The sequence below is a fragment of the Leisingera sp. M658 genome, from assembly GCF_025144145.1.
Classification (GTDB): Bacteria; Pseudomonadota; Alphaproteobacteria; order Rhodobacterales; family Rhodobacteraceae; genus Leisingera.
Map to the genome: position 1 here is coordinate 2,303,902 of NZ_CP083546.1, position 18,212 is coordinate 2,322,113.

The window sequence follows — 18,212 nt, forward strand, 5'->3', positions numbered from 1 at the left end:
CCGGTTTTCCTTGCAACTCAGCCCTGCCCTCCTAGGCTGCGACCAGGGAGGCTTGAGCATGACAAAACCGGATCTATGGCGCCTGAGTGCAACGGAACTGACAAAACGGACACGCACCGGAGATCTGAGCGCCGAAGATGCCGTGCAAGCCTCCATTGACCGGATGAATGCGGTGAACCCGGCGCTGAATGCCGTGGTTGAAGACCTGAGCGCCGAGGCACTGGAGCGCGCCCGCGCGCTTGACACGGCACGCGCAGGCGGTGCTGTTCCCGGCCCGCTGCATGGCGTGCCGGTCACCATCAAGATCAACGTGGATCAGAAGGGCCATGCCACCTCCAACGGCGTCCCGGCGCTGAAGGATTTGATAGCGCCTGCAGATGCACCGGTGGTGGAAAATCTGCAAAAGGCCGGGGCGGTGGTGATCGGGCGGACAAATACGCCGGAGTTTTCCTTCCGGGCTGACACCGACAACCCGCTGCATGGCCGCACCTATAACCCTTGGGGGCGGCATATCTCGCCCGGCGGATCCTCTGGCGGCGCAGGGGCTGCGGTGATGGCGGGGATTGGCGCATTGGCGCATGGCAACGACATAGGCGGATCCTTGCGCTTTCCAGCAGCCGCCAACGGCGCGGTAACAGTGAAACCCGGCCTGGGCCGGGTGCCGGCCTGGAACCCCAGCCAATCCGCCGAACGCGGGCTGCTGGCGCAGCTGATGTCAGTGCAAGGGCTGATTGCGCGCTCGGCAGAAGACCTGCATCTGTCGATGCCCTCCTTGATTGCCGCAGACCCGCGCGACCCCTTCCATGTGCCGGTGGCCTGGCGCGGTGAAGCGGTGAGCGGTCCGGTTAAGGTCGCATTCACCAAGAACACCCATGGCTATGACCTGCACCCCGAAGTCGAGGCCGCGCTGGATTTTGCCCACTCGGCGCTGACCGACGCAGGCTATCTGGTTGAGGACGCGGAACCGCCGAATGTGTTCGAGGCCGGGCGCAACGGTTACCGCGCACTGATGGGCGAGGTCTATGCGCTAATGAAGGATGACGTGGACGCGGCAGGCTCCCAGACCGTACGCGATATCTTTGCCGTCTATTTCCAGGAGTTCCCGCCCTTTGCTGGCGATGAGCTGCTGCGAATGATGGCCAAGCGCACCCATTACGCGCGGCAATGGTCCCTGTTCATGGAAGAATACCCGCTGGTTCTGTCGCCGTTCCTGCCGCAGCCCTTTTTCAAGCCGGACCGCGACACCGAAGGTGCCGAAGGCGTGCATGAGGTGCTCGGCTGCGCAGTTTATTCCTATGCGATGAACTTCCTCGGCCTGCCTGCCGCCTCGGTCCCCGCCCGGCTGGCGCAGCTGCCGAACGGGCCGCAGCCCATCAACGTGCAGATCGCCGCCCGCCGCTGGCGTGAGGATCTGGCAGTGGACGCCTGCGCCGCGATTGAAGCCCGTGCAGGCCGCATGTGCCTGCCGCTGTGGGACCAGATACAGGCCGGCGGAAGCGCCTGATTTCACAGTCAGCCGGTGAACGGCAGCATCAGCGGGTCCCAAAGGTTCAAATTGGAGATCACCCCGAAGCAGTCCGGATGGGCGCAATGGCGGGAGTATACATCTTCACGCACCGCCTGTTCACGCCGGTTTTGCCAGTTCATGCCAGTTTTGCGAATGGTCCCGGGGAACGGGTTGAACCGCCCCCGGGGAACTTCCATACCGAGATCACTCACTACAAACAGCGGTCGCCGCGCCGCGTTCAGCGAACCTGGCGTTCTGGCGCAGGTTTCGTGGGCATGACCGGCAGGAAACTAAATAAACAGGAACGTACAAAACACGCCGGTACGGCACTGTGGCATTCTGCCCTTGGGCAATCACCACCCACATCCGCCTGTGGGTAAACCATCGCATATAATCGTTACCGGGATGTTCACAAATCCGTGAACTCTTCGTTAAACGGTTACGTAAACTGCTCGGATATAAGTCTTTCTTCCAGGCCATGACCCGGGTCGAACAGGATTTTATGGCGTATTTGCGGATCGGTGCGGATCTCAACCCAATCAATATCGGCCACAGAATTCGAATCCGCGTCAGCCATCACCGGACGTTTACCGGCCTCCAGCACATCAAAGCGCACCATTGCGTTGCTGGGCAAAAGCGCTCCGCGCCAGCGCCGCGGCCGGAAAGCGGCAATCGCCGTCAGCGCCAGCACATCCGCCCCGATCGGCAGGATCGGCCCATGGGCAGAATAATTATAAGCAGTGGAGCCCGCAGGGGTGGAGACCAAGGCGCCATCGCAGACTAGTTCCTTCATCCGCACGCGCCCGTCCACGGATACTCTGAGCCGCGCCGCCTGCGGTCCTGCCCGCAGCAGAGACACTTCGTTGATGGCCAGCGCCTTATGCACCGCGCCGCGACGGTCCATTGCGGTCATCGACAGCGGATTGATGATTTCCTGCACCGCTTCTTCAAGCCGCTCGATCAGCCCGTCTTCGCGGTACTCATTCATCAGAAAGCCAACGGTGCCGCGGTTCATCCCGTACACCGGCGCCGGGTGATCCACCATCGCAAGCAATGTGCGCAGCATGAAACCGTCGCCGCCCAGAGCCACAACAATACCGGCTTCGGCGGGCGGCACATGCCCGTATCTGTTACGCAGAGTGCCCAGGGCCTGCTGCGCAATATCGGCCTCACTGGCCAGAAAGGCGATTCTCAAACTCATGAAATCTGTTTCCGGTGTTAGGCATCTGGTTCCGAAACAATCACAGCTTTCCGGCAAAGACCATAGTTGCCGTTCTGTCGCAGGGAAATGTCGCTTTACAGGCTTCCTGCGCAAGGAAGTTTCCGATAGGAAATCCCTCAATTCTGATCCTTACTCAACGGAGCCACCATGACTGAAGCGACCCGTGACCCCGGCTTTTTCACCCAACCCCTCTCCGAGCGCGACCCTGAGCTTTATGCGTCGATCACCGCCGAGCTGGGCCGCCAGCGCGACGAGATCGAGCTGATCGCCTCCGAGAACATCGTCTCGGCGGCGGTGATGGAAGCGCAAGGCTCTGTGCTGACCAATAAATACGCCGAAGGCTACCCGGGTCGCCGCTATTACGGCGGCTGCCAGTATGTCGACGTCGCAGAAAACCTGGCCATCGACCGCGCCAAGGAACTGTTCGGCTGCGAATTCGCCAACGTGCAGCCGAACTCCGGCAGCCAGGCGAACCAGGGCGTGTTCCAGGCGCTGATCCAGCCCGGCGACACCATCCTGGGCATGGATCTGGCCTCCGGCGGCCACCTGACCCATGGCGCGCGCCCAAACCAGTCCGGCAAGTGGTTCAACGCGGTGCATTACGGCGTGCGCGAAAGCGACAACCTGATCGACTACGACCAGATCCAGGCGCTGGCCACCGAGCATAGCCCCAAGCTGATCATCGCCGGCGGCTCCGCCATCCCGCGCCAGATCGACTTTGCCAGGTTCCGTGAAATCGCGGACAGCGTCGGCGCCTATTTCATGGTCGACATGGCCCATATCGCAGGCCTGATCGCCGCCGGTGAGCACCCCTCGCCGTTCCCGCATGCGCATGTGGCCACTACCACCACGCATAAAACCCTGCGCGGCCCCCGCGGCGGCATGATCGTGACCAATGACGAAGCGATTGCCAAGAAAGTGAACTCGGCGATCTTCCCCGGCATCCAGGGCGGTCCGCTGATGCATGTGATCGCAGGCAAGGCGGCGGCCTTTGGCGAGGCGCTGAAGCCGGAGTTCAAGACCTACCAAAAGCAGGTGCGCGCCAACGCCGCGGCGCTGGCGGACCAGCTGATCAAAGGCGGCCTGGACATCGTCACCGGCGGCACCGACACCCATGTGATGCTGGTCGACCTGCGCCCCAAAGGTGTGACCGGCAATATCGCCGACAAGGCGCTGGGCCGCGCCCATATCACCACCAACAAGAACGGCATCCCGTTCGACCCGGAAAAGCCCACCGTGACGAGCGGTTTGCGTCTGGGCACCCCCGCAGGCACCACCCGCGGCTTCGGCGAGGGCGAGTTCCGCCAGATCGCCGACCTGATCATCGAGGTGATCGACGGCCTGGCCGCCAACGGTGAAGACGGCAATGCCGATGTGGAAGCCGCGGTGCGCGCCAAGGTCGCAGATCTCTGCGCCAGGTTCCCGCTGTATCCGAACCTGTAAGAGACTGAAGAACATAAAAAACCAAACGCCGCGGCTCAAATACCGCGGCGTTTCTTATTGACGGCACTTCTGTCAGCCACCACTACTCCCCTTTCGCGTATGCAGTATGGGAGAGCCTGTGATGGACAATGGATGGCAGGCCTCTGCTGACGCCTGGATCACACTGATGGGGGTAAGCGGCGACTTCAGCCGGCAACATGTTCTGGATCACCCGATGCTGAACCGTGTGCGTCTCCGGCCAAGCCCGCGCATTCTCGACGTCGGGTGCGGCGAGGGCCGGTTTTGCCGGATGCTCGCGCCCTTCGCAGGAAACGTAACCGGGCTGGATCCGACAGATGCCCTCCTCCGGCATGCGGAAGACCTGTCTGATCAGAGGTTTGTAAAAGGTACTGCAGAAGCTCTGCCATTTGAAGACGCCAGTTTCGACATCGTCGTCAGCTATTTGACACTGATCGACATTCCAGACACGAAACGTGCAATTGCCGAGATGACGCGGGTGCTGGCGCCGGGAGGTCATCTGCTGATTGCCAACCTCAACAGCTGGATCACAGCCTCGCAGTCCAAAGGCGGAGGCTGGACACGTGATCAGGACGGCGCGGCGAATATGTGCATCGACCGCTATTTCGAGGAACACCACCATTGGGGCGAATGGAATGGGATGCGGATAAAGAACTGGCACCGGCCGCAGGCGTTCTACATGCAGGCATTGCTGAACGCAGGGCTGCAGCTGACCCATTTTGACGAACCCATGGCGACGGGCGGCGAGCGGGCGGACAGCTACAACCGGGCTCCCTATCTCTACCTGATGGAGTGGCAAAAGCCGGCTGGCTGAATACGGCGGCACGGCAAACGCCCGCCAATAGATGGCGGGCGCCGGGCCTGTTTCACTTAATGCGGATCAAAGATCCTGTTTCGCGTCCAGCAGCGCGTCTTCCAGCAGCTTTTCGTTGCGGGCATCTTCGATCTTGCGGATGCGGTCTTCACTGGAGCGATGATCGAACCGGTACTTCACCACGTTGATCAAGCTGAGCGTCAGCAAGAGCACGCCCATGCCCCAATAGCCTTTGGTGGCAAGCGGTACTTCGGTGGAAAGCCACAGGGACACCCCCAGCATCGCATAGGCGATGGCCACGCCGGCAACGTTCAGGAGGATAATCAGTTTATTGTCAGTGCTGTCGGTAAACATGTCTTTGCTCCAGTATTCAAAAATTGTTTGAGGTCACCCGGCGGTCCGGGAGGTGCCTGGGCTGTGCCCGGTCAGTCTTTAACTTTCAGCCGGTTCAGCACATCAGCAGCGGTGCTGCGGCTGCGGGGGCCGAAACCGGCGTCTGCCAGATCATCGGCGATGGTGCTGCTGTTCAGCTCTCCGTCGATTTCGCGCAGGATCTCGCCCTGCTCGAACGGGTCATCGCGCTGCAGGACCTGGCTGATCAGCGCCTCGGCCTCTTCGGCCGGGCTGTCACCGCCGGTGTGGCGGCGCAGGCGGCGCTGGATGTCCTGCTCGCGCCGCGTCGCACGGGCAGCTATGGCGCCCTGTTTCAGATCGGTGATGCGGCGGCTGGCGGTTTCCACCGACTGGCGCAGCTGCAGGATACGGGCTTCCAGCCGGTCCAGGGTCTGGCGGCGGACTGTCAGCTCATTCTCCATCTCGGCCACTGCCTGTGCCGCAGTTTGCGCCAGGTCCTCGCGCCCGCCTTCCAGCGCTTCACCGGCCCGGGCCATCAGGTCCCCTACGCGGGTTTGCAGGGTTTCGATCTGGCGCTGTTCGGCGCGCTGACGTTGGATCAGGCTGGCCAGGGTCAGCTTGGCCGCCTTCAGATTTCCTTCGGCCTCGCGGATCTTCTGGGTGATCAGCTCGATCGAATAGGTCTCCCGCAGCTGTTCTTCAGCCCGGGCATTGGCACCGGTGATCAGGGTCTTCAGAGTGGCGAACATCTCTTCCTCCATCTTGAACATCGTTCACAAGGGGAGTGATCGCACAATTTTGAACGCCGTTCAAGAATTATTTTGAACGATGTTCAAAAATTACTGTTTGCCGATTTGATTAAGAACCTGGGCTATCATCGTTTCGATCTGTTCCGGGGGCACCCCCGAGATACGCCGTTCCAGCCCCAAGAGCACAATGCCATGCACAGAGGAGAACAGCGCCCGCACCATCAGGCCGGTTTCCTCTGCGCCCATCCCCGGGAACAATTCCCCCACCGGGCGGGCGATATTGGCAAAGAGCCCCTCCAGCGCGTCCAGATACCAGCCGGGCACCGGCCCCTCTGCGGTCATCTGCAAATCAAACAGCGCCCGCCACAGGTTGGTGTTGCCGATGGCAAAATGCAGGTAGGCGTTGCTCATCAGGATCAGGCGGGCAGTAGGAGGTTCCGCACCGGCATCCGCCACCGATGCCCTGACCGCAGCGCCCAGCCTGCAGAAGGTGCGCCCGTTCACCGCCATGATAATGGCATTCAGATCGTCGAAAGCGTTATAGATTGCCCCCAGCGCACAGCCCGCATCCTGGGCCATGTCACGGGCACGCAGCGCCCCTGCCCCGTCGCGGGCAATGCGGATCTCTGCCGCTTCCACCAGTTTTTCCCGCAGCGCCGCCTTGCGCGCTTCCACCTTGCCTGCCATGGCACCCTGCCCCTTCTTGAACCGCGTTCAAAATACCGCAGGCAACAGCGGCGTAAAGCAGGAAATCAGATCAGGCCGCGCCAGCGCAAGACAACGACCAGCAGAATCAGCACCACCAGAAGGGAAAACGCCACACTGCCCAGTACCCCCAGCCAAAAGCCCTTGCGCCGGTCGGCCAGGTCGATTTTCTGCAAATGCGCCTTCACTTCGCGTGCGGCGCCGCGCAGCGGTTTCTCGTCCACCGTCGGCCGCAACTTGGGGTGCTCCAGCATCGGCAGCGCATCGGCAAGTTTCATGCCCTGCTTGTAGATCCGGCGCGGCAGGCGGCGGCGCGCCCGTTTCAATGCGGCGGCCAGATCGCCGGAGGCCTGTTCGCGCTCCTTCAGCAACGTGCGGATGTCTTCGATATCCTGGTCCAGGCTGGCGGCCATTCCGGCACTCTCCCTCAGCTGCTGTTCACCGCTACCCTAGCCTGCGCCTGCGGCTGTCTCAATGGGGGTGGCAAGCCTTTGCCTGCGCGGGTATCTAGAACTTATGCTGAACACGATCACACATGGCACTGCCACAAACAAAACCCCGCTGCTGATTGCCCATGGCCTTTATGGCTCGGCCCGGAACTGGGGTGTTATTGCCAAACGCCTGTCGGATGAGCGGCTGGTGGTTGCCGTTGATATGCGCAATCACGGCGACAGCCCGCGGACCAAAAGCCACAGCTATCCTGAACTGGCCGAAGACCTGGCCGAAGTGATTGCCGCGCAGGGCGGGCAAATGGATGTGATCGGACATTCAATGGGCGGCAAGGCGGCAATGACGCTGGCACTGAACCACCCTGATACGGTACGCCGCCTGGTAGTGGCGGACATTGCGCCGGTTGCCTATGGCCATACCCAGATCCAATACATTCACGCCATGCGCACAGTGGACCTGGAGACGGTCGAGCGCCGCCCGGAAGCCGCCGCGCAGCTGGCCAAGGCCGGAGTGGAGCCTGCGCTGCAGAGCTTTTTCACCCAATCGCTGGATATTGCGAACAAGCGCTGGAAACTGAACCTGGACACGCTGGCGGATCAGATGCCGGACATCATGTCCTTCCCTGAGACGGATGCCGCCTGGGAGGGGCCTGCGCTGTTCCTGTCCGGGTCTGAATCGGACTATGTGCTGCCCGAACACCGCGACGAGATCCGTGCGCGCTTTCCCCCCGCCCGCTTTGCCAAACTACCCGGTGCGGGCCATTGGCTGCACGCCGAAAAGCCGCGCGAGTTCGAAGCCGCCGCGCGGGTGTTCCTGAGCGCCTAGGCGCCGCGGGCGTAAAGCTGCTTGGCCACCAGCCAGGCAACCGGCACCCCCAGCACAGCCCCAATGGCCGCCGAGGCCAGGATGGCCGGAACATTGGTCATGCCTGCGACCAGAACCACAATGACGCCAATGCCCGCCAGGCTGCTGCCGATCAGCGAGTAAAGAATGGATGCAAGGCGCAACATGGGGTTTCTCCTATAACTGCCGAGTCTGTTTGAGTACTTGCATAGGGAGAGTGAGAATCTGCCGCCTTGATCAGGATCAGATTGCAAGCCAATCAAAAGGGCGGCCCCAATGGGGCGCCGGCGGCTTACTTTGCGGCGAAGCACTGGCCGGGGAGACGCGGGTCAGGCGATGTTCACAAAAACCCGGCCGCCCTCGACCTTTACCGGATAGGTCTTAAGATCAAGATGCACCGGCGCCGACAGCGCCTTGCCGGTGCAGATATCAAACCGGCCGCCATGCAGCGGGCATTCAATGACACAATCAATCACCAGCCCGTCCTCCAGACTCTGCTCTTCATGCGTGCACATCAGATCCGAGGCGAAGAACCCCTTTTCAGTGTTGTAGATCGCGTATGATTTACCTCCGTGCTGCCAGGCGATCAGGTCCTCCTCGTCGATGTCATCGGTGGCGCAGGCGTCTATCCATTGGCTCATGCTGTGGCTCCTGATTGGTGTTTTCCGGCATAACTCACATTGTCCGCTGCGCGACACGTTCCACCGGGCCGCCCCCGGTGATCATATGCGGCGCCTGGCGGATGCTGGCGGCCTTGGTCGGGCGGCCAAGCGAGCGGCGCAGCACCACCGACAGCACCTCAATATTGGTCTTGCAGAAGCCCGGATCCGGCTCTGGCAGCTGATCCTGCACCGCCTCGGCCAGTTTGGGCAGCGCGTGGAACGGCACCTGCGGATACAGATGATGTTCGACGTGGTTGTTCATCTTCATATAGAGGAATTCGGCCAGCCAGTTGCTGCGGAACGAGCGGGTGCTCTCCAGTATCGAAGGTGAATTCTCCTGCAGCTCCACGTGCTGGATCAGGGTGAACAGCAGCATGACGGGAGCACCCAGGATGCGCGGGATCACCAGGAACCAGACCACCCACCAGATACCAAAGAACGGCGCCGCGGCGATCAGCGCATAGATCATCAGCATAATGCGCGCGTTGCGGGTCATCCTGGCGAACTCGCCTTCCGGCGTGACCATCTTCATCGTATCAGTGTAGCGGCCCGCCGCCAGATGCACGAACACCTGCATGTGGAACCGCAACAGCGCAAAGCCGGTGATCTCGGCCAGCCAGCCGCCAAAACCCATCGGTGTATCGAATGGCATCTGGCTGTCCTTGCCCACCCACCAGGTATGGGTGTGGTGGTTGGTGTGGGTGTAGCGGCGGTGCAGCGGCTCCTCCATGTAAAGGAGCGAGGTCACCCACAGCACCGCCTCGTTCAGCCAGCGGCTGCGGAAGGCGGTGCCATGCGCGGTTTCATGGCTGAAGGAATAGGCCGGCACGGTCAGGAAGATGCCATGCAGCAGCATCGCAGGCCAGACCCAGAGTGTGCCGAGCGTTGCCCAGACCAGCGCGCCGGTGGCCGCCAGATAAGCAACCCATTGAGCGATATAGATCAGGCCGGGCCTGTCGCTGCGGGCAGCGATGGATTTCAGCGTTTTCTTGTCGAGCTTCACCCCGGAAGACGCGGCATTTGTGGGGATATAATCAGGCATCTGTAACCTTCCGGATGGCTGAAGTGATGTGTCAGACGGGTGCAGAAAACCTCCGGGCCGTCTGCTGACCACCCGTGGCTTCCGCACCTTCCAGGACTGCCTGCTCAGCTCGCGTAATTGGCGCCTTCGTCGTCGAGGATCGCCTTCAGCTCGGCTAGGTGGCGTTCGGCCTGGCTGGGATAATCCTCCAGCTCCTGCGCGGTCTTCTCGGCGATCTCGTCGCTCAGCACCCGCAGCTTCTGGCCGGTCTGCAGCGCCCGGATATAAGTCTCGGCGGCGCGCTCAAAGTAATAGAGACGGTTGAAAGTATCCGCGACATCGTCGCCGATGATCAGCACCCCGTGGTTGCCCATGATCATGGTCTTGACCTTGGGGTCGGTCAGCATCGACGCGCAGCGCGCGCCCTCGTCGTCAAACGCCAAGCCGCCAAAGCCGTTGTCTATCACATAGCGGTTGTAGAAGGTCGCTGTGTTCTGGTCGATCGGCGGCAGGGTGCTGTCGGCCAGGCAAGCCAGCACTGTGGCGTGGATCGAATGCACATGCATCACGCAGCGCGCATGGGGACACAGGCGATGGATCGAGCCGTGCAGCCCCCAGGCGGTCGGGTCCGGCGCATCGGGGCGCTCCATCGTCTTGGGGTCATTGGCGTCCAGCAGCAACAGGTCCGAGGCCTTGACCCGGGAAAAATGCACCTGGTTCGGGTTCATCAGGAACTGGCTGCCGTCCTCGTTCACCGCCAGGCTGAAGTGGTTGGCCACCGCCTCATGCATGTCCAGCTTGGCCGTCCAGCGGAACGCAGCAGCCATATCGACACGCTCCTGCCAATGGGTGAGGTTCGGGCTGAGATCCGCTTGCTTGTTCATTCTGACGCCTCCGAAACTGTTGATGCACAAGTGGTGCCAGCAGAATTGCCGGCTGACAAATGATTGATTCAGCGCTAATGCATTAATTGAATTAATGCATAGGTCGTACGTCCGTGTCTTCTCCTGTCTCGCCCTCTTCTTCGCTGCCCCCGCTCACCTGGCTGCGCGCATTTGAGGCCAGCGCGCGGCATCTGTCCTTCACCCGCGCCGCAGGCGAGCTGAACCTGACGCAATCGGCGATCAGCCAGCATGTGCGCAGCCTGGAGACTTTTCTGGGCCGCGAGCTGTTCATCCGCAAAACCCGCGCGCTGGAACTTTCCGAAGCCGGCGCCAATTACACGCCCATCGTGCGCGAGGCCTTTGACCTGATTGCAGCCGGAACGCAGGCTTTCACCGGCGGCGATCAGGGGCGGCACCTGGTTTTGCAGTGCAATATGGCCTTTTCGGTGTTCTGGCTGTCACCCCGCCTGCCCCGTCTGTACCAAAAGTTCCCCTGGCTGGTGCTGAACATCGTGACCCCGATCTGGGATCCCGAACGCCATGCCGCCAATGCAGGCACCGAGATCCGCTTTGGCCGCCCTGCCGACATGTCGGCCGCCGCCGTCCGGCTGACGCGGGACCGGTTCTACCCTGTCTGCGCGCCGGGCTATCAGGACGGCAAAGTTGATTTCGAGACCGGGACCCTGTTGGATTGCGGCGGTGTGACAGGCTCTTGGGGGGCGTGGTTCAAATCGCAAGGGCGCATGTTTGAACGCAATCACGAGATCAACCTGGCCTCCACCTACGTGATCGCCATGACGGCGGCGGTGAACGGCGCCGGTATCTCCATGTCGCACGACACGCTGGCCGGCGGGCTGCTGGAAAGCGGCCAATTGGTCAAACCCAGCGGGCATTCAGCGGAATTGCTGGAGAACTATTTCCTGATGCCGCCTCCCAGCCATGCCAGCACCCCGGCGTCGCGGGCGTTTCTGGAGTGGCTGGAGGGTGAACTGCCTCCTGTATAGCACCAACATGAGGCCCGCGCCTGACCTTCTGTAATGGGGGCAAAATCAAGACAAAATATTCATCTCAGTTAAAGGCCCAACCGCCCCAAACGTGCACAGATGGGGATTGTGAGGAACACAAGGAGAACACACGATACAGTGGCCATTCGCTGCGCGTTGTTCGAACTGGTGAAGAGCGGATGGAGTGGATGGCATCTGCACCGAACCGTCGCGCAATGCGGCATAGTGCAGATGTTTTCACCAGCTAGGAATGGAGCTCCGCCTTGGAAGTTACGACAATAGGATTGGATCTTGGAAAGGACGTTTTTCAAGTTCACGGTATCTCCGCTGACGGAACAGTTGTTTTCAATCGTTCGATCCGGCGCAAACAAATGCTCAATTTCTTTGAGGCGTTACAAAACTGTCTTGTTGGGATTGAGGCCTGCGGATCCGCACATCATTGGGCGCGTGAACTAACTGCGATCGGTCATGATGTGCGGCTAATGCCAGCGGTCTATGTGAAGCCGTATGTGAAGCGCGGAAAGACAGACGCCGTCGATGCGGAGGCAATCTGCGAGGCCGTCACACGACCGACCATGCGGTTTGTTGCTGTGAAGTCGAAAGAGCAACAGGCCCTGCTGACCATCCATCGGGTGCGACAGCTTATCGTCCGCCGAAAGACCCGGATGTTGAACGTAATCCGCGGTCTTCTTCGTGAGTTTGGCCATGTGATCGGGAACGGACCGGTTGCTGCGATGCGTTTCATTAAGACATTTCAGACGGACGGCTGCCTAGACATGCCTGATGTGGCCAAGAGCATGCTCAAAACACTCTGCGAACAGGTTGTTGCTCTCGATGAGCGGGTGACCTTTTATGACAAGCTGATTGAGTATCATTCCCGGATCGATGAGCGCGCCAAACGGGTTAGGAAAGTGCCAGGCGTTGGCCCCGTCACCGCTTCGGCCATTGTGGCCACCACCGGTGACGGTCGCCAATTCAAGAACGGACGTGAGTTTGCCGCCTGGCAGGGGCTGACACCCCTTAACAGATCGAGCGGTGGCAAAGAGCGTTTGGGGCGTATCAGCAAGAAAGGTGATCGCTATCTTCGACGATTGCTCGTGATCGGCATGACCTCTCAAGTACAGCGTGCACGTGGATACCCGGAACGTGTGCATCCATGGATCAAGCAGCTTCTTGGACGCAAACCCGTCCGCCTCGCAACGATTGCTATGGCGAACAAGGCGGCCAGGATCATCTGGGCGATCCGCACCAAAGATACGTACTACCGCCAATCAGCGGCATAGAAGGAGCCGAACAAAACCGAATTGCAAGACGAATGCCCCCTCTCGGCAGATTTGCCGTGCAAATCGCCTGCCGGGCAACGGATGGCACGTGCGGTCATCCGAAAACCTGAAATCCCGTGCTTTGTCCTGAACTCACAGGTTCGCGTCGCCGATTGGGAGCAGGTTTGCGGAACCCGTCAAGGCCAGCGGCAAGTATCGACGCCACGATCAAAGGCCGGACACAGGACTGTACTGACCAACCGCGCAATCAACGCATTCTTTCCTTGCAAAGCAGACGCCATCCACACAGGACAATCCGGACTTATGCAACTGCGGAGAATGCGCTTGCAGAAAACGCGAGAACTTCTTTGAACCTGCAACAGCAGCCTTTCTGCAATGCAGCGGGTTTCACCGAACAGGCCATCCAGTTCCGCAGCTTGGCTGCGTCTTCCATAACCTCAACTGGCTGCTGCCAGGCTCAACATTCGAGACGCAAGGTCTTGCAAGAGAATCGCACAATTTCTGGTACTCGAGCCCGAAGTGCAACGTTGCCGTTATTGAGATGCGGCAGACACAGCCAGCACATATAGAAATTAAATCGGCAAAGCGCCAATCGCATCCGCAGCTGCCACAATTTCCCGACTGAAGGAAACAAGAGGCAATTCCTGGAGAAGGCATCAGTTCTTGCCCGCAGCACATTCAGTGATTCCGGCTCGGTGCAGCCCTGAGGGATATCAGGCTTCCCGCCTCTGCTCTTCCCAGCGGCGGCATAACAGCAATCCTAGTGCTTCGTTTTTCTAGCGGCTGTCTCGCAGCCCTGTAGAATGAGACAGTTTTTCACGAACCGTCGACGAGCGCCTGAAAACGCTGTCAACGGTGTCGGCAGCGCGGCAGCCTTTTCTCTGACAAGGAGGAGAGGAATTATGCAGCCAGCAAAAGGCACCTTGGCGTGGATGTATGAAAAGATGGTGACAAGCCGTCGTTTCGAGAACGCCATCGAAAAGATCTATATGGAAGGCAAATCGCCTGTCTTCAACATGGCGGACGGCCCGATCCCGGGTGAGATGCACCTGTCGGACGGTCAGGAGCCCGTTGCCGTGGGGGTCTGCGCCCATCTAGAGGCCGGGGACGTGGTCACGGCCACGCACCGCCCGCATCATCAGGCGATTGCCAAGGGCGTAGACCTGAAGAAGATGGCTGCCGAGATTTTCGGCAAGGCAACCGGCCTGTCCGGCGGCCGCGGCGGCCATATGCATATCTTCGATGCCGAGGTGAACTTCGCCTGTTCCGGCATCATCGCGCAAGGCATGGGACCCGCCGCCGGCGCGGCGCTGTCGCGCCAGATCCAGGGCAAGCCGGGGGTTGCGGTTTCATTCATCGGTGAAGGCGCGGCAAACCAGGGCGCGTTTCACGAAGCGCTGAACCTGGCGGCGGTCTGGAAGCTGCCGATGGTGGTGGTGGTTGAGGATAACGCCTGGGGGATTTCGGTCTCCAAGGAAGCCTCCACCGCGATCAAGCGCAACTCGGACCGGGCGGCGGCGTATGGCATTCCCGGCCATTACATTCCCGGCAACGACCCCCGGAAGATCTACGAGGTGGCAGGCGAAGCCATCGCGCGGGCGCGCCGCGGCGAAGGCCCGACGCTGATCGAGGTCGAAACCTACCGGCTGGCGGGCCACTTCATGGGCGATGCCGAGGGCTACCGCCCCGATGGCGAGAAAGACGGGCTGTTCGCCAAGGACCCGATCCCGGTGATGCGCGCCCGGCTGCTGGCTGGCGGCAGCTTTACGGATGCCGAACTGGACGCGCTAGAAACCGGCGCCCAGGCGGCGGTGGATGAGGCGATCCGCTTTGCCCGTGGCAGCGCCGATCCGAAACCCGAAGACGCGCTGACAGCCGTTTTTGCCTGAAGGCTCTAGGGAGGAAAACACATGGAAAATGAACGGAAACTGACAATTGCACGGGCGATGGCCGAGGCCACTGCGCAGGAAATGCGTGATGACCCGAGCGTGTTCGTGATGGGTGAAGATATCGCTGAACTTGGCGGTGTCTTTGGCAACACCCGCGGCCTGCTGGAGGAATTCGGCAAGGAACGGGTCCGCGATACCCCGATTTCCGAGACCGGGTTCATCGGCGCCGCGGTGGGTGCGGCGCAGGATGGCATGAAGCCGGTGGTTGAGCTGATGTTTGTGGATTTCTTCGGCGTCTGCTTTGACGCGATCTACAACCTTATGGCCAAGAACACCTACTTCTCGGGCGGCAACGTCAACGTGCCGATGGTGCTGATGACCTCCACCGGCGGCGGCTATTCGGATGCGGGGCAGCATTCGCAGTGCCTTTACGGCAGCTTTGCGCATTTGCCCGGCATGAAGGTCGTGAGTCCCTCCAACGCCTATGACGCCAAAGGGCTGATGACGGCGGCAATCCGTGATCCGAACCCGGTGATTTACATGTATCACAAGGGACTGCAGGGCATGGGCTGGCTGGGCACCGAGGCGGGCGCAATTACCCATGTGCCGGAAGAAAGCTATGAAGTTGAGATCGGCAAGGCGGCTATTGCCCGCGAAGGGCGCGATGTGACCATCGTGTCAATTGCCCAGGGCGTGCATCACGGGCTGAAGGCCGCCGATGCGCTGGCCCAGCAAGGCATTAGCGCCGAAGTGGTCGATCTGCGCTCGCTGGTGCCATTGGATCGCGAAACGGTGCGCGCCAGCGTCGCCAAGACCGGGCGGCTGATTGTGGTCGATGAGGATTATCACAGCTACGGCGTCTCGGGTGAGATCATCGCCACGGTCACCGAGAGCAACATGGCAGACCTGAAGGCGCCGCCGCGGCGGATCGCCTATCCGGATGTGCCGATCCCCTTTGCTCGGGTGATGGAACAGCACTGCCTGCCCAATGCGGACAAAATCGCCGCAGCCGCCCGCGACCTTTGCGGGGCGCCGGTTCCGGCCTGAACGCACTCAAAATTCCTAGAAACAATCAGCTGCCCCGCGGTGCCGGGGCGGCGCCAAGAGGAGATTGCCAAGTGGCAAACGATATCATCATTCCATCCGGCTTGTGGGAGGGCGATGACGAATGCGTCATCACCGCCTGGCTGGCAAGTGACGGCGCACAAGTCACCCAGGGCGCGCTGATTGCCGAGATCATGACGGCCAAGGTCCAGTACGAAATCACCGCACCGGTAAGCGGCACCCTGAGCATCGCAAAGCAGCAGGACGAAGTTGCGGCCAAGGGCGACGTGATCGGGGCGGTCTCATGACCGTGCAGGCGGCAAGTCCTGCTGTGGTTCCCCTGCGCGGGGCACGCGGGATGATCGCTGACAAGATGTGCGCCTCGCTGCGCGACGCGGCGCAGCTGACCCACCATGCACGGGCAGACATGACTGCACTGCTGGCGGCCAAGGCGCATCTCAAGGAAGCGGGCACCGCGCTGTCGGTCGAAGACCTGCTGATAGGTGCGGTGGTCCGAACTCTGCGGCGCCATCCGGACATCAACGGCACCGTGCAGGACCGCGCTGTGCATCTGCCGGATGCCATTGATCTGGGGGTTGCCATCGCCCTGCCGGGCAACCTGCTGGCGGCACCCGCGATCTTCGGGGCGGAAAGCCTGGACCTTGAAGGCCTTCGGGCTGCGCGGCGGGATCTGGTGGCCCGCGCAAGGACAAACAAGTTGACAGTGCCGGAGATGACAGGCGGCACATTCACGGTCTCCAACCTCGGCCTCAGCCGGGTGGAGCAGTTCACGCCGATCCTGAATGCGCCGCAGATTGCCATTCTCGGCATCGGACGCACGGTCGAAACCGCGGTGCGCGACGGCGATGCCATCGCCTGGAAGCCTTATGCGGGCCTGTCGCTGACCTTTGACCACAGGGCCATTGACGGCGCCCCAGCGGCGAAGTTCCTGACGGATCTTTGCGAGGCGATCGAAGGTTTCGCGCCATGATCACCCCGCCGTTTTCCACCGCTGCAGACGGGATAGCTCGCGAAGCCACCCTATTGCAGAAGGGTAAGCCTGCGCTGATGCTGTGGCAGGCGGCAGAAACCGCACTGGTGGTTCCGGCTGCCGTAGCACGCAGGGATGGTATGCAACGCTCGATGGCCGAAGCAGCCGAACAGGGCTGGCCGGTCACCGTGCGCGGAAGCGGCGGCGGCATTGTTCCACAAGGACCATCTACCCTGAACCTTGCCATGGTGCTGCCCTGTGCGGCGGGTTTCACGGTGGAGGACGGCTACCGGATGATCTGCGGCGCGGTGACTGAGGCGCTGACCCGATTTGACATCACCGCAGAAACCGGCGCCTGCCCGGGCGCCTTCTGCGATGGCGCCTGGAACGTTCTTGCAGGCGGCCGCAAGCTGGCTGGCACCGCACAGCGCTGGCGCGCCGCGACGCGGGAGAGGGTTGTGCTGGCGCATGCCGCGATTCTCGTCCGGACGCCGCAGCCGGATCTGTGGCCGGTGCTTCGGCAGTTGCAGGCCGCCGCCTTTGCAGCAGAACCGCCCTTACGGACGGGTGCTCATATTGCCCTGGACGCGCTGTTACCCGGCAGCATGGGCCAATCAGCCTTTCCCGGCGCCCTGATCAGAGCCGCGGAGGACCGGCTGACTGCTCTGACGCGCCGCGAAAAACAAGCGGCCTGACCGCATCAACACCACTCACTGGGAGGAGAGTAACCATGACAATCAGATTCCACCGGCGCGGCAAGGAGAAGGGCGGCAGTGCCGCCATGAACCGCCGCATGTTCCTGATGACGACCACACTGGCCGGCGTCACCACCAATGCCATGCTCGGAAGCGCATCCTTTGCGTCATCAGCGGTGCTCGACGAGGCGCAGGGCGCCAGCCTGCTGCGGATGATCCAGGATATCTACCCGCATCCGGATGTGCTGCAGGTTTCACACTACGAGGCGATTGCTGCCACAGTGATGAAGAACGCCGAAGCGGATGCGGCGACCGCCAGTGGGCTGACTGATGGCCTGGCGCGGATCGACGCCAAGGCGCAGGAGCTGTTCGGCACCCCTTACACTGGCATCGAAGACCCGGACGCGCGTGAAGGCCTGCTGCGCCATTTTCAGGACGAGGGCTTCTTTCAGGGGGTCCGCTGGACCGCCTACTTTGGCATCTACGACAACAAGGAGGTCTGGCCGCTATTCGGCTACGAGGGCTCCTCAGTTGAGCACGGCGGCTACATCGACCGTGGGTTCTCCGACATCACCTTTGTTCCCGAGGGGCCGACCCTTGAGGAACGCATGGCCGACGTTCAGGCATAAGGGGA

22 protein-coding genes are annotated in these 18,212 nt (G+C 61.3%); 12 read left to right on the forward strand and 10 right to left on the reverse strand.

What is annotated here, in order from left to right:
* The first annotated feature begins 58 nt into the window (after positions 1-58).
* Entirely contained in the window at positions 59-1,504 is a 1,446-nt protein-coding gene (locus K3724_RS11495; RefSeq protein ID WP_259984890.1) for an amidase family protein, read from the forward strand.
* A gap of 8 nt (positions 1,505-1,512) precedes the next feature.
* Here the strand turns inward: K3724_RS11495 and K3724_RS11500 are convergent, their stop codons facing one another.
* On the reverse strand, positions 1,513-1,647 hold the full coding sequence (locus K3724_RS11500) for a hypothetical protein (protein WP_259984892.1): 135 nt from the start codon (positions 1,645-1,647) through the stop codon (positions 1,513-1,515).
* Positions 1,648-1,946: 299 nt separating this feature from the next.
* The gene (locus K3724_RS11505; protein ID WP_259984894.1) at positions 1,947-2,708 is read right to left on the reverse strand and encodes an NAD kinase; all 762 of its coding nucleotides are present in this window, start codon (positions 2,706-2,708) and stop codon (positions 1,947-1,949) included.
* A gap of 168 nt (positions 2,709-2,876) precedes the next feature.
* Here K3724_RS11505 and glyA point away from each other — a divergent pair, with 168 nt between their 5' ends.
* Positions 2,877-4,172, forward strand: coding sequence for a serine hydroxymethyltransferase (gene glyA, locus K3724_RS11510; protein WP_259984896.1), 1,296 nt, complete (start codon positions 2,877-2,879; stop codon positions 4,170-4,172).
* Between the two features lie 121 nt (positions 4,173-4,293).
* Positions 4,294-5,004 (forward strand): class I SAM-dependent methyltransferase, encoded by a 711-nt coding sequence (locus tag K3724_RS11515; protein ID WP_259984898.1) that lies wholly within the window; start codon positions 4,294-4,296, stop codon positions 5,002-5,004.
* 66 nt (positions 5,005-5,070) lie between these two features.
* Here K3724_RS11515 and K3724_RS11520 read toward each other — a convergent pair whose 3' ends face one another.
* From K3724_RS11520 to K3724_RS11535, 4 genes are all read right to left on the reverse strand, one after another.
* The gene (locus K3724_RS11520; protein ID WP_129370559.1) at positions 5,071-5,358 is read right to left on the reverse strand and encodes a hypothetical protein; all 288 of its coding nucleotides are present in this window, start codon (positions 5,356-5,358) and stop codon (positions 5,071-5,073) included.
* Positions 5,359-5,429: 71 nt separating this feature from the next.
* The gene (locus K3724_RS11525; protein WP_259984901.1) at positions 5,430-6,107 is read right to left on the reverse strand and encodes a PspA/IM30 family protein; all 678 of its coding nucleotides are present in this window, start codon (positions 6,105-6,107) and stop codon (positions 5,430-5,432) included.
* A 90-nt stretch (positions 6,108-6,197) separates the two neighbouring features.
* Positions 6,198-6,794, reverse strand: coding sequence for a TetR/AcrR family transcriptional regulator (locus K3724_RS11530; protein ID WP_259984903.1), 597 nt, complete (start codon positions 6,792-6,794; stop codon positions 6,198-6,200).
* Positions 6,795-6,859: 65 nt separating this feature from the next.
* Complete coding sequence (locus K3724_RS11535; protein ID WP_259984906.1) at positions 6,860-7,225, reverse strand: hypothetical protein; 366 nt, start codon at positions 7,223-7,225, stop codon at positions 6,860-6,862.
* 103 nt (positions 7,226-7,328) lie between these two features.
* On the opposite strand from K3724_RS11535, the gene K3724_RS11540 reads away from it, so the two are divergent.
* A complete protein-coding gene (locus tag K3724_RS11540) occupies positions 7,329-8,087 on the forward strand; it encodes an alpha/beta fold hydrolase (RefSeq protein ID WP_259984908.1) in 759 nt (252 codons plus the stop codon).
* Here the strand turns inward: K3724_RS11540 and K3724_RS11545 are convergent.
* From K3724_RS11545 to K3724_RS11560, 4 genes are all read right to left on the reverse strand, one after another.
* The gene (locus tag K3724_RS11545; RefSeq protein WP_259984910.1) at positions 8,084-8,272 is read right to left on the reverse strand and encodes a hypothetical protein; all 189 of its coding nucleotides are present in this window, start codon (positions 8,270-8,272) and stop codon (positions 8,084-8,086) included. The genes K3724_RS11540 and K3724_RS11545 overlap by 4 nt on opposite strands.
* A gap of 162 nt (positions 8,273-8,434) precedes the next feature.
* Positions 8,435-8,746, reverse strand: coding sequence for a non-heme iron oxygenase ferredoxin subunit (locus tag K3724_RS11550; protein WP_259984912.1), 312 nt, complete (start codon positions 8,744-8,746; stop codon positions 8,435-8,437).
* 34 nt (positions 8,747-8,780) lie between these two features.
* On the reverse strand, positions 8,781-9,809 hold the full coding sequence (locus tag K3724_RS11555; protein ID WP_259984914.1) for a fatty acid desaturase: 1,029 nt from the start codon (positions 9,807-9,809) through the stop codon (positions 8,781-8,783).
* Positions 9,810-9,913: 104 nt separating this feature from the next.
* Entirely contained in the window at positions 9,914-10,672 is a 759-nt protein-coding gene (locus K3724_RS11560) for a class II aldolase and adducin N-terminal domain-containing protein (RefSeq protein WP_259984915.1), read from the reverse strand.
* A 113-nt stretch (positions 10,673-10,785) separates the two neighbouring features.
* Here K3724_RS11560 and K3724_RS11565 point away from each other — a divergent pair, with 113 nt between their 5' ends.
* From K3724_RS11565 to K3724_RS11600, 8 genes are all read left to right on the forward strand, one after another.
* Positions 10,786-11,676, forward strand: a complete 891-nt coding sequence (locus tag K3724_RS11565; RefSeq protein WP_259984917.1) for a LysR family transcriptional regulator — start codon at positions 10,786-10,788, stop codon at positions 11,674-11,676.
* 263 nt (positions 11,677-11,939) lie between these two features.
* The gene (locus K3724_RS11570) at positions 11,940-12,959 is read left to right on the forward strand and encodes an IS110 family transposase (protein ID WP_259984918.1); all 1,020 of its coding nucleotides are present in this window, start codon (positions 11,940-11,942) and stop codon (positions 12,957-12,959) included.
* Between the two features lie 902 nt (positions 12,960-13,861).
* Positions 13,862-14,848: a thiamine pyrophosphate-dependent dehydrogenase E1 component subunit alpha gene (locus tag K3724_RS11575; RefSeq protein WP_259984920.1), complete on the forward strand. Its 987-nt coding sequence runs from the start codon at positions 13,862-13,864 to the stop codon at positions 14,846-14,848.
* 21 nt (positions 14,849-14,869) lie between these two features.
* The gene (locus K3724_RS11580) at positions 14,870-15,895 is read left to right on the forward strand and encodes an alpha-ketoacid dehydrogenase subunit beta (RefSeq protein ID WP_259984922.1); all 1,026 of its coding nucleotides are present in this window, start codon (positions 14,870-14,872) and stop codon (positions 15,893-15,895) included.
* 71 nt (positions 15,896-15,966) lie between these two features.
* Positions 15,967-16,200, forward strand: a complete 234-nt coding sequence (locus K3724_RS11585; protein ID WP_102916034.1) for a biotin/lipoyl-containing protein — start codon at positions 15,967-15,969, stop codon at positions 16,198-16,200.
* A 50-nt stretch (positions 16,201-16,250) separates the two neighbouring features.
* Positions 16,251-16,883, forward strand: coding sequence for a 2-oxo acid dehydrogenase subunit E2 (locus K3724_RS11590; RefSeq protein ID WP_259984927.1), 633 nt, complete (start codon positions 16,251-16,253; stop codon positions 16,881-16,883).
* Positions 16,880-17,578, forward strand: a complete 699-nt coding sequence (locus K3724_RS11595; protein ID WP_259984929.1) for a lipoyl protein ligase domain-containing protein — start codon at positions 16,880-16,882, stop codon at positions 17,576-17,578. The genes K3724_RS11590 and K3724_RS11595 overlap by 4 nt, the downstream gene beginning before the upstream one ends.
* 35 nt (positions 17,579-17,613) lie before the next feature.
* Positions 17,614-18,207: a hypothetical protein gene (locus K3724_RS11600; RefSeq protein WP_259984930.1), complete on the forward strand. Its 594-nt coding sequence runs from the start codon at positions 17,614-17,616 to the stop codon at positions 18,205-18,207.
* Positions 18,208-18,212 lie beyond the last annotated feature (5 nt).

What these genes read in the sequence shown, in the direction of transcription:
- K3724_RS11515 (WP_259984898.1), top strand. Translation starts at nt 4,294, where the DNA reads ATGGACAATGGATGGCAGGCCTCTGCTGACGCCTGGATCACACTGATG.
- K3724_RS11520 (WP_129370559.1), bottom strand. Translation starts at nt 5,358, where the DNA reads ATGTTTACCGACAGCACTGACAATAAACTGATTATCCTCCTGAACGTT.
- K3724_RS11535 (WP_259984906.1), bottom strand. Translation starts at nt 7,225, where the DNA reads ATGGCCGCCAGCCTGGACCAGGATATCGAAGACATCCGCACGTTGCTG.
- K3724_RS11580 (WP_259984922.1), top strand. Translation starts at nt 14,870, where the DNA reads ATGGAAAATGAACGGAAACTGACAATTGCACGGGCGATGGCCGAGGCC.
- K3724_RS11500 (WP_259984892.1), bottom strand. Translation starts at nt 1,647, where the DNA reads ATGAACTGGCAAAACCGGCGTGAACAGGCGGTGCGTGAAGATGTATAC.
- K3724_RS11600 (WP_259984930.1), top strand. Translation starts at nt 17,614, where the DNA reads ATGACAATCAGATTCCACCGGCGCGGCAAGGAGAAGGGCGGCAGTGCC.
- K3724_RS11595 (WP_259984929.1), top strand. Translation starts at nt 16,880, where the DNA reads ATGATCACCCCGCCGTTTTCCACCGCTGCAGACGGGATAGCTCGCGAA.
- K3724_RS11505 (WP_259984894.1), bottom strand. Translation starts at nt 2,708, where the DNA reads ATGAGTTTGAGAATCGCCTTTCTGGCCAGTGAGGCCGATATTGCGCAG.
- K3724_RS11545 (WP_259984910.1), bottom strand. Translation starts at nt 8,272, where the DNA reads ATGTTGCGCCTTGCATCCATTCTTTACTCGCTGATCGGCAGCAGCCTG.
- K3724_RS11575 (WP_259984920.1), top strand. Translation starts at nt 13,862, where the DNA reads ATGCAGCCAGCAAAAGGCACCTTGGCGTGGATGTATGAAAAGATGGTG.
- K3724_RS11495 (WP_259984890.1), top strand. Translation starts at nt 59, where the DNA reads ATGACAAAACCGGATCTATGGCGCCTGAGTGCAACGGAACTGACAAAA.
- K3724_RS11555 (WP_259984914.1), bottom strand. Translation starts at nt 9,809, where the DNA reads ATGCCTGATTATATCCCCACAAATGCCGCGTCTTCCGGGGTGAAGCTC.
- K3724_RS11530 (WP_259984903.1), bottom strand. Translation starts at nt 6,794, where the DNA reads ATGGCAGGCAAGGTGGAAGCGCGCAAGGCGGCGCTGCGGGAAAAACTG.
- K3724_RS11540 (WP_259984908.1), top strand. Translation starts at nt 7,329, where the DNA reads ATGCTGAACACGATCACACATGGCACTGCCACAAACAAAACCCCGCTG.
- K3724_RS11525 (WP_259984901.1), bottom strand. Translation starts at nt 6,107, where the DNA reads ATGTTCGCCACTCTGAAGACCCTGATCACCGGTGCCAATGCCCGGGCT.
- glyA (WP_259984896.1), top strand. Translation starts at nt 2,877, where the DNA reads ATGACTGAAGCGACCCGTGACCCCGGCTTTTTCACCCAACCCCTCTCC.
- K3724_RS11560 (WP_259984915.1), bottom strand. Translation starts at nt 10,672, where the DNA reads ATGAACAAGCAAGCGGATCTCAGCCCGAACCTCACCCATTGGCAGGAG.
- K3724_RS11590 (WP_259984927.1), top strand. Translation starts at nt 16,251, where the DNA reads ATGATCGCTGACAAGATGTGCGCCTCGCTGCGCGACGCGGCGCAGCTG.
- K3724_RS11550 (WP_259984912.1), bottom strand. Translation starts at nt 8,746, where the DNA reads ATGAGCCAATGGATAGACGCCTGCGCCACCGATGACATCGACGAGGAG.